12 protein-coding genes are annotated in these 15,399 nt (G+C 35.4%); 2 read left to right on the top strand and 10 right to left on the bottom strand.

Annotated elements, in window-relative coordinates; all coding sequences use genetic code 11:
• Nucleotides 1-50 precede the first annotated feature (50 nt).
• Nucleotides 51-1,127, top strand: a complete 1,077-nt coding sequence (locus AO058_RS10890) for an endonuclease/exonuclease/phosphatase family protein (protein ID WP_075326584.1) — start codon at nucleotides 51-53, stop codon at nucleotides 1,125-1,127.
• Here AO058_RS10890 and AO058_RS10885 read toward each other — a convergent pair.
• The 4 genes from AO058_RS10885 to AO058_RS10870 form a co-directional block, all read right to left on the bottom strand.
• Nucleotides 1,124-1,534 (bottom strand): response regulator, encoded by a 411-nt coding sequence (locus AO058_RS10885; protein WP_083634169.1) that lies wholly within the window; start codon nucleotides 1,532-1,534, stop codon nucleotides 1,124-1,126. The genes AO058_RS10890 and AO058_RS10885 overlap by 4 nt on opposite strands.
• 23 nt (nucleotides 1,535-1,557) lie before the next feature.
• Nucleotides 1,558-3,312 (bottom strand): PAS domain S-box protein, encoded by a 1,755-nt coding sequence (locus tag AO058_RS10880; protein ID WP_075326582.1) that lies wholly within the window; start codon nucleotides 3,310-3,312, stop codon nucleotides 1,558-1,560.
• A 128-nt stretch (nucleotides 3,313-3,440) separates the two neighbouring features.
• On the bottom strand, nucleotides 3,441-5,612 hold the full coding sequence (locus tag AO058_RS10875) for a PAS domain-containing sensor histidine kinase (RefSeq protein ID WP_075326581.1): 2,172 nt from the start codon (nucleotides 5,610-5,612) through the stop codon (nucleotides 3,441-3,443).
• 27 nt (nucleotides 5,613-5,639) lie between these two features.
• Nucleotides 5,640-6,998, bottom strand: a complete 1,359-nt coding sequence (locus tag AO058_RS10870) for a capsule assembly Wzi family protein (RefSeq protein WP_075326580.1) — start codon at nucleotides 6,996-6,998, stop codon at nucleotides 5,640-5,642.
• A gap of 76 nt (nucleotides 6,999-7,074) precedes the next feature.
• Between AO058_RS10870 and AO058_RS10865 the strand changes: the two genes are divergently transcribed.
• On the top strand, nucleotides 7,075-7,806 hold the full coding sequence (locus AO058_RS10865) for a tyrosine-protein phosphatase (protein ID WP_075326579.1): 732 nt from the start codon (nucleotides 7,075-7,077) through the stop codon (nucleotides 7,804-7,806).
• A gap of 47 nt (nucleotides 7,807-7,853) precedes the next feature.
• On the opposite strand, the gene AO058_RS10860 is transcribed toward AO058_RS10865, so the two are convergent.
• From AO058_RS10860 to AO058_RS10835, 6 genes are read right to left on the bottom strand one after another with little or no spacing between them, the layout of a single operon-like run.
• Complete coding sequence (locus AO058_RS10860; RefSeq protein ID WP_075326578.1) at nucleotides 7,854-10,256, bottom strand: GumC family protein; 2,403 nt, start codon at nucleotides 10,254-10,256, stop codon at nucleotides 7,854-7,856.
• Nucleotides 10,257-11,042 carry a polysaccharide biosynthesis/export family protein gene (locus AO058_RS10855; RefSeq protein WP_075326577.1) on the bottom strand — a complete coding sequence of 262 codons (786 nt, stop codon included), beginning with the start codon at nucleotides 11,040-11,042 and terminating at the stop codon, nucleotides 10,257-10,259.
• Nucleotides 11,043-11,052: 10 nt separating this feature from the next.
• Entirely contained in the window at nucleotides 11,053-13,029 is a 1,977-nt protein-coding gene (locus AO058_RS10850) for a polysaccharide biosynthesis protein (protein WP_075326576.1), read from the bottom strand.
• Nucleotides 13,030-13,036: 7 nt separating this feature from the next.
• Nucleotides 13,037-14,197, bottom strand: coding sequence for a DegT/DnrJ/EryC1/StrS family aminotransferase (locus tag AO058_RS10845; RefSeq protein ID WP_075326575.1), 1,161 nt, complete (start codon nucleotides 14,195-14,197; stop codon nucleotides 13,037-13,039).
• Complete coding sequence (locus AO058_RS10840; RefSeq protein ID WP_075327950.1) at nucleotides 14,190-14,792, bottom strand: acetyltransferase; 603 nt, start codon at nucleotides 14,790-14,792, stop codon at nucleotides 14,190-14,192. Before AO058_RS10840 ends, AO058_RS10845 begins: the two co-directional genes overlap by 8 nt.
• 1 nt (nucleotide 14,793) lies before the next feature.
• Complete coding sequence (locus AO058_RS10835) at nucleotides 14,794-15,399, bottom strand: sugar transferase (protein ID WP_075326574.1); 606 nt, start codon at nucleotides 15,397-15,399, stop codon at nucleotides 14,794-14,796.

Below are 15,399 nucleotides of genomic sequence, written 5' to 3'. Positions count from 1 at the left end.
TTTCGAGGCAAGCCTCGAAGCATTTAAAACTCGGTTATCGAGCAAACTCTATGGAGGTTTCAGAAATTATAATGCTTATATTGTGCGGAATATTTCTAATTCCAAGTCTGGCGTCTGCCACACGATTTGACCAATGGTGGATTCGTGCTTTCGATTTTCCTCGTATTCAAATTTCAATTCTAATTAGCACGGTTATAATTATCTCTATTATGGTTTTTGATTTTTCTGAAACTATTCATTTTATAGCTATTGCTTTAATTATTCTAAGTCTTATTTATCAACTTCATAAGATTTTTCCATACACCTGGTTCGCAAAAAAAGAAGTAATGAAATTTGAGGACGGCGACCCCAGCGATAATATTTCTATTCTGGTAAGTAATGTACTCACTCCCAATACCCAGTATCACAAACTTCTTGAAATTGTACACCGGCGGCAACCCGATATTCTTCTTACGCTGGAATCTGATAAAAAGTGGGAAGAAGCACTTAAAGATATAGAAGAAGAGTATAAATACACCGTAAAAGTGCCTATGGATAATCTCTACGGAATGCATCTATATTCTAAACTAAAATTAGAAGAAACCGAAGTTAGATATTTAGTAAAAGATGATATTCCCTCTATACACGGCTTTGTACGTTTAGACGATAATACTAAAGTTAGAATTCACTGTATGCACCCAAGACCTCCAAGCCCTTCTGAAGCTGATACTTCTACCAACCGCGATGCCGAATTATTGATGTTGGGAAGGGATGTTAGAGAACAGGATGATAGCGTTTTGGTTTTTGGAGATTTAAATGATGTTGCCTGGTCTCGCACCACAAGATTATTTCAACAAATGAGCGGGTTATTAGACCCCAGGATAGGGAGAGGCTTTTTTAATACTTTTCACGCCGGTTATCGCTTTTTTAGATGGCCGTTAGATCACGTTTTTCATAGCAACGATTTTACTTTAATAGAAATTGCGCGAGAAAAACCTATGGGATCAGATCACTTTCCTATGTATATTAATTTAAATTTTGAACGTCCAGCCGAAGAAGAACAGGAAAAACCTGAACCTGATGAAGAGGAAAAAGAATGGGCACAGGAGAAAATTGATGATGCAGAACCCAGGGAAAACGGTGTTTAAGCCGTTTCGAAAAAATGACTTATTTCTGAGATTTCTTTGATTTTCTCACAATCTGCAGCAGAGATTGGTTTTTCTATAAAAGAACGTACTGTGCTATAATTATTAGCTTTTTCTTTGTCTTTTGCATCTATAGAAGAAGTTACCATAATAACGTGATATCTGGATTTTTGCGGATGAGCTTCTAAACGCTTTAAAAAATCCCAACCATTCATATTAGGCATATTAATGTCTAAAAGAATAAGAAAATCCTTTTGCCTGGTGTGATTTTGATCTTCTATAATATAATTTAAAGCATCTGCCGCCTGACTAAAGCTTATAGGGTTTTGGGCGATCTCGTGGTTGCTTATCATCTTCTTCTGAATAAATACCACAATTTGATCGTCATCTACGATAAGTACTTCAAGCATTATAAGAAATTTAGGGCTAGAGCTTAGAATTCTTCTTCAGTTTTAATGGTGATCTTTCTAATCACTTTATCAAGCTCTTCAGACGAATTTAAGATATTATCTATAATTTCCTCAATATTATCAAGGTTATTTCTCTGATTTTTCAGTAATTCTATTAACCCCATAATTCTGGCTAATGGCGCCCGCACTACGTGAGATTGTGTCCATGCTATTTCTCGAAGCCTTTCGTTACTGCGCTCTATAGCATTAATGTATTTTCTTCTTTCGGTAATATCTTGCATAGAACCAATTATACGCGAGGGTTTACCGGTAGCATCGGTAATTACATAGCTACGATCAAGAATGTATTTGTATTCTCCGTTTGCACATTTAAAACGGTATTCTATGCCAAGAATCTTTTGCCCGCGCTCGTATATTCCTTTAGCAGCTTCAATAACGCGTGGTTTATCTTCAGGGTGAATTCTATCCTGCCACCATTCTTTTGAGGTTTCTAATTCTTCCTGGGAGTAACCAAAAATATCGTATATGGCATTGCTATACTGAAATTCATTTTTTTCAACATCAAAATCGGTAATAAGGTCACTGGTGGCTTTAGCAACGATATCGTACCGCTCCAGGCTTTCCCTTAATTGCTGTTCCTGTACTTTAGCTTTAGTAATATCCCTGGAGTTTGCAATTAATCCTTTTACAGCAGGATCATCTCTTAAATCACTAATTATGGTTTCAAACCAACGCCACTCCCCCTTCCCATCTTTATATCTATAGGAAGGTAACTGATAGGATTTTCTGCTGCCTAAATACTGGATTTTGCCTTCAATTTTATCACGGTCTTCCCTATGTATAAAGTCAAATACATTTTTACCTTCAATTTTTTCGGGATCTACTCCTAAAATATTCTTTACGCTGGGGCTTACATAAGCATAATGAAAATTTTGATCTATAATACTTATAAGATCGCTACCATCCTGAACCAGGGCTTTAAAACGCTCCTGGCTGTGCCTTAATTTTTCTTCGGCTTTTAACTTTTCAGTGATATTATGCGCCTGAGTAACCCTGGCTTCGCGCCCACCAAATAGAATAGGATTGCTCTGCACATCTATATAAAGCAGGTTTCTACTTTTTGTATAATGCTTGACTTTTAAAGTAAAAAAATCGTGAAAATTTTCTTCTACAGTTTCTTCAATTCTCGCTTCATCATCGGCCCATAAATCCCTTACAGACATCTGCATAAATTCTTCGCGGGTATATTCGTATAAATTTATAGCAGCCTGGTTTACACTTAAAAACTCCAGAGTATTCCTATCTAAAACCCACATTGGCAGCGGACTTGAATCGAAGAGAGTTCGGTATTTTTCTTCAGATTCATAGAGTTGGTGCTGTACTTTCCTCCGTTCCATGCTGTAATGGATACTTTTAGATAAAATGGAGGCATTTATTTCGTCTTTCAGCAAATAGTCTGAAACTCCCCAGGAAAGTGTTTTTACGCCATAATCTTTATTGGTATAACCGGTAAGTACAACTACGGGCGTTCCGTTAGAAAATGCAAGAATATCTTTTACAAGTAATTCAGTATTATTAATATCTGGAAGCGATAAATCGAGTAAAACAGTATCAAAATCTGAAGTTTTCTGAAGAATCGTTTTAGCAATTTTAAAGTTCTCGGCACGCTGTATTTCCAGGGCATGGTGTTCTTCAGACAGGTAATCTTCAATAAGCATAAAATCACCTGGGTTATCTTCAATAACCAAGATTTTTAATTCCCCGGAATTTTTCGTCATTTAAAATAATTTTAAACCTCAGTAATTTAATAGCTAACTTCTGAAAAATTTTTCAGCTTATAAATTGAAAAGACAAGGTAACCCGGACTAAACAATAGGAATTTAAATTACATGGATTAGTAAATATACTAAAATTGTTTTGGGATTGTAAAATAAAAACTACTACCCTTACCATACGCTGATTCTACCCAAATTTCACCTCCAAAGTGGTCTACAATTTTCTTACAAATTGCTAATCCTATTCCAGTGCCTTCATATTCATCACGATGATGTAAACGCTGAAAAATCACAAATATCTTTTCTTTAAATTCTTCCTCAATTCCTATACCATTATCGCTTATTTTAAATTCCCAGTAAATATCTTTTTCTTCAGCTGAAATTTCTATAACAGGCCGCCGATCTTTAGAATGGTATTTTAATGCATTTCCAATTAAATTAGAAAATAACTGTTTTAAAGGAAGTTCTTCAACTTTTAAATCTGGTAGTTCTCCTAATTTAATTTCTGCATTTTGCGCTTCAATACATCTTTTTTGAAGCAATAAAACTTCAGAAACCGAATCTTTAGTATTTACTTCAACAACTTGATACTCTCCTCTCCCAACCCTTGAATATTCAAGTAGATCTAATATTATTTGTCGCATTCTGGTAGCACCATCGTGGGCAAAATAAATATATTGCTGGGCCTTCTCATCCAGTTGATCGCTGTACTTTTTCTTAAGTTGTGTAAGAAAACTGGTTACCATTCTAAGCGGCTCCTGAAGATCGTGTGATGCGATATAAGCAAACTGCTCGAGTTCTTTATTAGAGAGTGCAAGCTCTTCCGTATGTTTTTTTAACTCACGGTTTAATAATTCTAAGGCTTCTTCTTTTTGTTTTATTTCAGTAATATTCCTGGAAATTCCCACCAATCCTTTTTTATTATCTCCAAACTTAAAGGGCACTTTAGTTAAAAGCGTATAATCAATTTTATCATTAAAATCTCTAATAATATCTTCACGATTTATAATAGGGACGCCCGAATTCATCACCCACGTATTATCATCTATTATTTCTAAAACTTCTTTTTCTGGAAAAAAATCTTTGGGAGTTAGCCCTAAACTGCTTTCCTCAGTTTCAGCACCTAAATAATTATTGTAAAAAGCATAGTTGGTTAAAATTATTTCGTGATTTTGATTCACCACAAATATATGGTCTGGAATATAATCTATAATTGCCCGGAACATATTACGCTCTTCCCTTAATTTCTGTTCAATTTCAACCTGCCGGGTAATATCTTTGGCAATACCATATACACCAGTGATTTTTCGGTTAACATATATGGGAAAATTCGTGACATCCAGAACTCTTCTAGTCCCTTTAAGACCAATAAAATTAGTTTGATAACGCTGAATCTCTCCTGAAGCGGCTTTAAGAGAAATATTCAACACGCGCTCTTTATCTTCCGGAGCTATTAAAGGCAAAAAATTCGCCGCTTTCGCATTTTCTTTTGTTCCTTCAATAAATTCTAATGCAGTTTCATTAAAATCGATAAAATTCCCCATAAGATCAAAGGAATATACTGCATCGGGATTATAATCGAATAAAGATTGAAAGGCCTGCATACTGTTTTCTGCAATTATTTCCTGATTTTTCCTGTCTGAAATATCTATAATTGCAGTACTGGTTCTCTGTTCTCCATTATGATTTGTATAGATAACCGAGTGTACTTCGCACGGAAAATTCTCTCCATTTTTCTTTTTTCCTGTTAATTCATGTCTTAATTCCCCCACCAAATTTCTTTGGTTAAGCGCATTCTTTAAATTTTCGTTTTTAAGTATAATGTCTTCCCTGCTTAACCGCTTAAATTCTTCAAAAGTATAACCGAACATCCTACAAGCAGCTTTATTAACCTCTATAACCGGCCCGTTAGGATCTGAAAGGAAAATTGCTAATGAAGAGTTTTCTACTACATTTTTTGCCTGAATTATATTCTCGGGTGAGACAGCATCATTTTTATCGACTAATTTTAAACATATAGAAAAAGCTTCTACATCACCATTTTCGTTTAAACAGGGACTACACAGTATTTTTAAATTCTCTGATTCTGAAAATGAATATAGCTTATGAAAGATACCATCGCCTGAAGTAAAATCACTTTTAAATCTTTTAGATATTTCTGAAGAAAAAACTTTTGAAATACCAAGTTGAGTTGCTAAACGTTTATTGAAATTTTCTCTTACAAAAATTTCCGCAGAAGAATTCCAGGTTAAAATCTTATACGCTTCGTTTATTTTTAATACAGGCGTGGTGCATTTCTTCATTGGGGAAGTTTAAAGTTGCCGGCGCTGTTATAAAAATGATTTGGAAACAGAAATTCCTGCGCCAAAATTAGAGCCTTCAATTTCATCAAAATCAGCTCCCAATTGAAGGTTTAGATTCACTATATTTTGTAATAAATTTAAGTCAAGATAAGTTGAAAGTACATGTTGCCCGTTTGTATTAGCGCTTCCTTTACCTCCGTAATTCTTTCTAAAACTCCCAAGAAATTTGTAAGGAATTTTACTGAAAGCCATTCCGCTTACACCAATATGGTGAACAAGTACTTTATTATTAGTTATTCTATACCTATCTGGACCCAGGGTGATAAACGGCAGACCTAAAACTCTATTCTCATAGGTCCATCCAGAGCGATACAGGTTATTATTAAAATAATTATCCTGACCATCTGTTGTTGGGGTGTTCTTACTTTGGTTTTTAGTATAATAAAATTCGTACATCACCGCCTGAATCCAGGAATCTATAGCTGCTGTAGGATCTTCAATAAAAACCCCATAGCGGCCATCTGGTGTATTTCTAAGTAAACTTCCAGAGCCATCTTCAAATAAATGGTTGTAAATAATTTCAACATTATAATTGGCCAAAATAGTTTTAATATTAACCTCGTAGCTTCCCAAATGATTTCCCAGGCCATTAATTTCCTGTTCAGAAATTCCATCGCCGGTATCATCTCCCACTCCTCTACCAGTAATTGCTCTTGTATATGCCTTAAAATCTGAAGGTAAATCGCCAAATTCGGGATGGGTACCACCCCACTGAACAAAATGTCTTAACCCTGCAGAAATTTGGAATTGCGGTGAAGATTTATAAACTAAATGAAAGCTTTTATGATGAAGTCTTGTGTCTTCAACATAGCGCTCGTCATCCATAAAATATTCCTCCAGGGAAGCTTCAAAACCGAGCCCACGATTGTCTTTAAAAAAGATTGGGCGTTTAGTAAAAAATCTTATTCCGGGTAATGGTCTTGCATTTAAAGACCAAAGAATACTTTGGTTTGTAGCGCTTAGTCCTCTATATAATTCTTTACATTGTTTTCTTCCTGCAACAATTCCCAACCAGGAATTGTTGAAGGCAAGGTAAGATTCGTCTAATTGTAATTTATCAGTAAAACCATCTTGATAAAGCACTCCCAAACCTCCTTCTAAACTAGCATTTTCAGAAAATCTATAAATCCCTGAAACATTGGCTAATCCAGAAAAATTAGTAAGTTCATCTATTCTGCCGCGTTGGTTGGTATGTAACCAAAAAGGAGAATTGTCTTCACTAAAAAGTAAGCCGGTAGCATTTACATGGCCCTTAAAATCTATTTGCTGGGCATTAACCGATAAAAATAAGAGCGAAAATAAAAATGTAAGATAAAAGTGTTTCATAAGTAGGTTTTAAGACATTTTAAATATGCTTAATTTGATTTAAAAATATGTAATTTTATGCTTCTAAAACTTAGAAATGCTATCCATTTTTCAGAAAAAAATATTCTTAGCCGATTTAATGGAAGGTTTTACCGATTTCCATAACCATTTGTTACCTGGAATAGACGATGGTGCTAAAGAAGTTGAAGATTCTTTGAGTATGATCCAAAAATTTAACGAATTTGGAATAACCGATTTCGTAGCCAGCCCCCACGTAATGGGAGAGTTCTATCCAAATACACCAGAGATAATACTTCCAGCCCTGGAAAAGATAAAAACTAATTTACCTAAAGGAAACTCAATAAGAGCTGCTGGAGAGTATATGATGGATCAATTTTTAATAGATCAGTTAGAAAAGGAAAACGTATTAAATGTAGTAGATAACTATGTTTTAGTTGAAATGTCTTATTTCCAGGCGCCAATTAATTTAGCTGAAATTCTTTTTAAAATTCAAAATAAAAATCTGAAACTTATTTTAGCACATCCGGAGCGATATGCATTTTATCATGGAACCAGCCTCAATAAATATGAAGATTTAAAAGCAAGAGGCTGTAAGTTTCAGCTTAATATGCTTTCTCTAAGCACTCACTACGGAACGGGAATCCACAAAAAAGCATTACAACTACTGGAAAACGGAATGATAGATTTTATTAGTAGCGATGCGCACCGTATGGAACATCTTGAAAAAATAAGAAATCTTAAACTGAAGAAAAATCAGGTAAAGTTAATTCAGCCGGTAATTGAAAAATCCAAAGCTTTATTTAATTAAATATAGCTCTGGATTTTATTTTATTTTATCACCAAATTAGTGATGTATTATTTCTTACCGAACATTGTGTTTTTAATTCGCTGCCAAGGGGATTCTTTATCTACCCCGTAGCCGTAACCATAGCCATAAGAATAGCCGTATTTTGCTCCATAAGAGAATTTAGAATAATCTACATCATTCAGAATTATCGCCGGACTTTTAATTTTTCCCTGTTGCTTAAGTTCTTTTGGAAAATCTAGCATTTTTTTATCGGTTAGATCTGCTCGTACTACATACAGTGTAGTATCAGCCAACGGACTAATAAGCAAGGTATCTGTAACAATCATTGTTGGTGCAGTATCAACCAGAACATAATCATAAAGCTTAGCCGCATAATTTATAAGCTCCTCCATACGGTCATTCATCAGTAATTCTGCAGGGTTTGGAGGTATCGGTCCTGAAAGTACCATATCCATTTTTATACTGCTATCCTGATCTTTAGAAATTATTTGATCTTCAGTCACGTCAAAATCATATAAATAATCTGAAAGCCCTTTCTCTCCTACAGTAACATCGGCATAACGATGCAATTTAGGATTTCTAATATCGGCTCCAATTAAAAGAACTTTTTTTCCAGTACTACGTAAAGTTCGGGCCATATTATACGAAACAAATGTTTTTCCTTCTCCTTTAATAGTAGAAGTAACAAAAATCACCTCACCCCGATCTTTATTTTTATTCTGAATTAGATACGCCAGGTTGGTTCTTAAAATTCTAAAGGATTCTGCCAGGGGAGATCTATCATTAAGTTCAATCTGCTCACTTTGATCACTGGCTATTCGAGGTACTTCCCCAATAAATGGCACATGTTTAGTTAGACTTTGCAATTCTCCTTTATGGTGAACTTTAGTATCTAACATATTCTTAAGGAAAATGATAAGAATAGGAATAATTAATCCAATTAGAAATCCACCTACCAAAATCAACCAGGGTTTCGGATCTACCGGTGAGTTATTCGTAAATGCCTCATCAATTACTCTTGCAACAGAAGCGGTAGCTGCAAAGGAGATAGCGGCTTCTTCCCTTCTTTGTAAAAGAAATAAATAGAGCTGTTCTTTAATTTGCTGTTGCCGTTCTATACTTCGCATCCCTTTTTCCAAACCGGGGAAGGTGCTAAACTGGCCCTGAGCGACATTTTCCCGTTGATTAAGTTCCCTCAGCCTGACATTAATCGAACGCCTTGTGCTTTCTATATTCTCATATAGATTTTCTCGTAAACTATCAAGTTGCTCGGTTATAGTTTCTACAATAGGATTTTTTTCAGTTCCGGCTTTTAAATACATATTACGCTCCATCACAAGCGTGTTGTATGAGTTTATTAGTCCAGCAACACCACCTTCACTTATCCCTACTTCCGGTAATAACTCATAATTTCCTTGATTTCGTAAAACCTCTTCTATAGATTCTAGCAGGGATAATTCCGTTTCCAAAGCAAAAATTTCCTGCTCTGCTGCAGAAAATTTTGATTGGAATTCTGAAGCTCCACTAGAGATATCCATCAACCGATTCTCACGCTTAAATTCAGCTATGCCTACTTCTACCGAGTCCAATTCGGTAGTGATCATTTCAAGCCTATCCTGAATAAATTTGGTAGTATTTTCTGCAACCTCTTGTTTATCCTTTACTCCTTCTTCATTAAAACGCTCCATCAATTTATTCAAAAAATCTTCCGATTTCTCTGATGATGCCTGCACCATACCTAAAGCTAAAATATCTTTGGCCTGACCTTTTTGAGCAATTTGAAGTTTGGAAATATAATCTGCAGCTACTGAGCGCAAAGGTTGAATTCTAATATTTACAGAACTCGTTTTTCTAAAAGTACCTTCTTCTTCACCTGATTTGGGAAGAATTGTAAATTCCAGATCATCTAATTTAATGACTTCTCCAATATTGTGATTTTCAGAATATCCAGTGGACTCTTCTTCTAGGGTAAAAGAGGTATCTGAATTGGGTGTCACCACCAGATTTCTGGATGCTGAGTGTACAAGTGTATCTGGTGTAATAAATTCTATAAGAACAGGGCTGGATTTATAAGCTTCTACAGTGATTACATTTCCCTCTATAAAATAGCTGATGTTATGACCTAATTCCTCAACTACGCTTTCTACAAGTTGTTTAGACTTAAGTTTTTCAATATGATTTTGAATTCCGTCATCTTCTAAAGAAAAAATAGCCCCACCACCAGACGGGGTAGCATTCATTGCATTTTTTTCCTGATCGTCTACGATCATCATCGTAGCCTGGGTACTATATTTTGGGATTGTATATCTATTATATAAATAGGCCAATAATCCACCAATCAGAAAACCTAAAAGAATCCATTTCCAATAAGTTAAATACTTATAAATCTCTGCTTTTAGATCAAAACTCGATTCTTCCTTCTCTTCGGTGAAGTCGTTTAGTTCTTCCATTTACAGATTATTGATTAAAAGATAAAGACTAATAATAGTAGTTCCTACTGAAATTATACCCTGGTAGCTGGTAAAAAATCCAGCTGATTTAACAGCTCTATAAGTTGGTTCTACATACACCAGGTCGTTCTGTTTAAGATAAAAGAATGGACTATCAAACAAATCAGATTCCGTCATATCAATATGTCCAACAGTTTTAATACCATTTACTTCGCGAATAATCTTAATATTCTCTCGCCTACCGTTATAGGTAATATCCCCGCTCATGGCAATCAGTTCGGGCATAGTAATACGTCCATCGGTAATTTGAACTCTGCCGGGAGAACCAACTTCTCCTAACACTGTTACACTAAAATTGACGATTCTAACATCTACGACGGGATCCCTTACATATTCTGAAATCTGATCTTCCAATTTCTGCTGAATTGCTGTTCGGGTTAAGCCTTCTACTTCTACGGTTCCGAGGACAGGAAAATTAATAGTTCCTTGCGGGCTAACTAAATAACCCGTTAAAGAGAGATTTTGGCCACCGCCACCACCGCCGCTGCCTTGTCCTTGCTGATTCATACGAAACGGTTCTACTATCTCTTCATTCACAGAAGATGAAGAAACATTGATACGTAAAACATCGTTTGCTTCAATTCGTGGTTCGTAATCCAACAGGTTTTCTTTACCCTCGAGACTTTCTGATCCATGAAAATACACCACGTCATCTTTAGTGGCACAACTTGAAATTATAATACTCGAAATAAGAAACAATCCAAGTTTCCTAATTGATTTAAACATTCAATTATATTTATTTACTTATTACTTCTTCTTTATTATCCAGGCTTTCAAACATAGAATTGTTGCTCTTAAACTCCGGTATAAGGGTTTTTAATTTCTTTACCATTTTATCAGCTTTTAAGGTATTGGCCGATTTAATAATGCTTTCAATTCTTTCATTAATGTGTTCATAATCCCTTACAACTTCCTGCCCTATCATAATCTTTTTATGATGTGTGGGAAGTGTCTTGCATTCATCGTTCAGCAATTCTTCATAAAGTTTCTCCCCCGGCCTTAAACCGGTAATCTTAACTTTAATATTTTTATTAGGATCATAACCCGCAAGTTTAATCATTTTTATGGCTAAATCCATAATTTTTACCGGTTCTCCCATATCAAAAATAAAGATCTCTCCTCCTTTTCCCATAGCACCTGCTTCTAAAACCAATTGACAGGCCTCGGGAATGGTCATAAAATATCTTATAATATCTGGATGGGTTATAGTTACCGGGCCACCTTTTTCAATCTGTTTTTTAAATAATGGAACTACTGAACCATTGGAACCTAAAACATTTCCGAAACGAGTGGTAATAAATTTTGTTGTGCCAGGATTTCCTTTTATTCGGGAGTGATAAAGTGACTGCACATACATTTCAGCAGCTCTTTTAGATGCTCCCATAACATTACTCGGATTCACGGCTTTATCCGTTGAAACCATTACAAAATGAGAAACCTGGTATTTTAAAGAAAGATCGGCAAGATTTTTTGTTCCCTGTATGTTTACAAAAACTGCCTCGTGAGGATTCTCCTCCATCAACGGAACATGCTTATACGCCGCCGCATGATAAACTACATCTATTCCCTGGTTTTGAAACATTAATTCAAGGCGTTTAAAATTGCCTACATCACAAATAATAAATTTGCATTTAAGCTTAGGAAATTTCGCCTGAATTTCGAGACTTAAGGAATGTAAGGGCGTTTCAGCCTGGTCTAGAATTATTAATTTCTTAGGGTTATATTTTGCAACCTGCCTTACAATTTCACTTCCTATAGAACCAGCTCCCCCGGTTACCAAAATTGTTTTACCGGTTAATTGCTCAATTTTATTTTCCGGATTAAGTCTTATGGGTTCCCGCTCTAAAAGATCTTCAATTTGTAAAGATTTCACTTTTTTCGCGATTGGTTGGTTATCTTCCCCCCAGGTAGAAACAATTGGCGCATTAAAGACTTTAATATTGTGCTCTAAACAATCTTCTACAAAATTGAATTTTTCTTCAGCCGTAAAACTATTTTCAGAAAGAATTATAGCATCTGCATTAACCGATTCTACTGCTTTATGAATTTTAGCTGAATAGTTAATTACCGGTTTATCAAGTAGCCTAATGCTTTTATTATGCTTTTCGTTAGTTAAAAAACCAACTATTTTAAATCTTCTCGGAATTTCAATATCCAGGGCTCCGGCAATGGAAATTGCATTTTCATCGGCCCCGAGGATCACGCCATTCAATATATCCTCATCCCGGCTCACCAATTTAAAATATTCATAGATCTGTTTTACCCCCAATCTAAAAAGGAAAAGCAAAGAGAATGAAATACATAAATTAATTAATAAGCCTCCAACTAAAAACACCTTCTGACCGACGATGAAAAAAGTAACGTAATTAATAATCAATAACGTGATAAACGAACTAATTGTGGCTAATAGTAATTTTAGTGCATCTATATTGGAAGAATACCTAATAATTCCCGCATACGTCTTAAATACATAAAAATAGAAAGTATGGACACCAATTACGATAAATGCTTTATCATAAAAACTAAGCATTGTATAGTAATTTGGAGTAAGATCTACTATAATTAAAACAGTAAACAATGTAGAAATAGCAACTAAGGAAAGATCTATTAAATATACTGCCCATCTTGGCAGGTATTTAATATTTCTTAAATCCAGGGCATTATCGGTACCCGATAAAATATTTCTTAGTGCCTTATTAATTTTATTGCCCATAATTCTATTAACTTCTGTTACTAAAACAGGATAAAATTCCAGATTTAATTCGGTTTCGTTCTTCCTCGGTTAAATTGGAACCCGATGGTAAACAGAGTCCGTCTTTAAATAATTGCTCTGCAACCCCTGTTCCATAAAAAGCAGCATCTTCAAATACCGGTTGCATATGCATTGGTTTCCAGAGAGGTCTGCTTTCAATATTTAGTTTTTCGAGGTGTAAACGCAAATCTTCCCTACTTATTCCACCCGACTTATTTTCATCAATAGTGATCACACTTAGCCAATGATTGGCGAAATAATCTTTATTAGGAGCCTCAAAAACCTTAACTCCCTCTATTTCAGAAAACAAATCTACATAAAAATCGTGCATTTGTCTCCGTGCACTTACCCGGCTATCTATAACCTGCATTTGGCCACGACCTATTCCCGCAGAAATATTACTCAACCTATAATTATATCCAATTTCACTATGCTGATAATGTGGTGCAGCATCTCTAGCCTGGGTGGCTAAAAATACCGCTTTCTCCTTAGCAGTTTGAGATTTCGTAATCAGGGCTCCACCACCGGAAGTAGTGATAATTTTATTTCCATTAAATGAAAGAATTGCACATTCTGCAAACGTTCCACATTTCCCACCCTTATAGGTGCTGCCCAAAGCTTCAGCAGCATCTTCTATTACAGTAATATCAAATTCCCGTGCTATTTCATTTATTTTTTCAACTTGATAAGGCATTCCGTATAAATGTACGGCAATTATTGCTTTTGGTTTTTTTCCTTTTGAAATTCTATCCTCAATAGCTATTCTAAGTTGATTTGGACAAAGGTTTAAAGTTTCTTCTTCACTATCAATAAAGATGGGAGTAGCTCCCAAATATGCAATAGGATTAGCGGAAGCAGCAAATGTCATGCTCTGGCAAAGCACTTCGTCTCCGGCTTTGACGCCTATCATAATTAAAGCAAGATGTAATGCCGCTGTTCCAGAACTTAAAGCGGCCACGGCACCTTCTTTCCCAGATTCTTTAAAAAGGTAATTCTTTATATCCTCTTCAAAACCATTTACATTGGGGCCTAAAGGTGCTACCCAATTTTGTTCAAAAGCTTCATTGACGAATTTTTGCTCATTTCCGCCCATGTGTGGAGATGATAACCAAATTTTATCTTTATTCATTTAAGTATTTTATTATTTTTCCAGGATTGCCAACAACCACAGCAAAGTCTGGCACGTCCTCAATGATTACTGCTCCGGCACCAATAGATGCCCATTTTCCTATTCTCACACCCGGAATAATTGAGGCACCAGTTCCTACCTGTGTTCCTTCTCCCACACTAACATTTCCAGTTAATACCGCATTTGGAGCTATATGTACAAAGTTCTCCAGGTGCACGTCGTGTTCAACAACCGCACCAGAGTTGATAATGCAATGTTCGCCAATTTTTGTACCTGCATTAATTATAGCTCCCGGCATGACAACAGTGCCCTTACCCAGCTCGATAATTTTAGAAATTATGGCTGAAGAATGACTTACCGCTTCAGCTATTAAACCTGTATATCTGCGCGCGACTTGTTTTCTAATTATGTTATTACCAATAGCCAAAACTGAAGGAGTTTTAAGCTGATGTTCACTAGGCTCATGTGTCACTTTAAAACCGAGAAATTCTGTAATTTCTGTATTGTCATCAAAAACTGAATCAACCTGAATATTCCTACTACTCAGGATATCAAAAACAACCTTTCCGTGACCGCTGGCTCCGTAAATATTCATTTTAATTTTTTCCATTAAAAGCTTCCGTAGTCGCCATATTGGCGGTATTTATTCCTTCAGAAATAATTACTTTCTTAATTGTTTTAAAGATAATGCTAACATCTAAACCAAAAGATAAGTTTTCTACATACCACACATCATATTCAAACTTTTTAGTCCAGCTTATTGCATTTCTACCATTAACCTGGGCCCAACCAGTAATTCCGGGTTTTACCTCGTGCCGTTTTTTTTGCCTTTCGGAATATAATGGCAAATACTGAGGCAATAACGGCCGGGGACCAATTAAACTCATATCTCCCTTTAAAACATTAATTAACTGTGGAATTTCATCTATAGATGTTTTTCTTACAAATTTACCTACGCCGGTTAATCTTTTATCATCGGGCAACAGATTTCCATTTCTATCCTTTTCATCTGTCATGGTTTTAAACTTGATAATACTGAAAATACGTTCATTTTTACCCGGTCTTTTTTGAAAAAAGAAGGGCTTCCCCCGATTCGCCAAAGCTAATAAAACTATAATTGGAATTAATAACGGACTAAGCACTAATAATGCCGCAAAAGCAATAAAAAAATCAAGTAAATTTTTAAAAAAGAGCCTGTACAT

The sequence above is a fragment of the Salegentibacter sp. T436 genome (genome assembly GCF_001932675.1).
GTDB lineage: Bacteria > Bacteroidota > Bacteroidia > Flavobacteriales > Flavobacteriaceae > Salegentibacter > Salegentibacter agarivorans.
The sequence above is the reverse complement of the archived record's forward strand: the minus strand, read 5'-3'. Positions and strand labels throughout refer to the sequence as shown.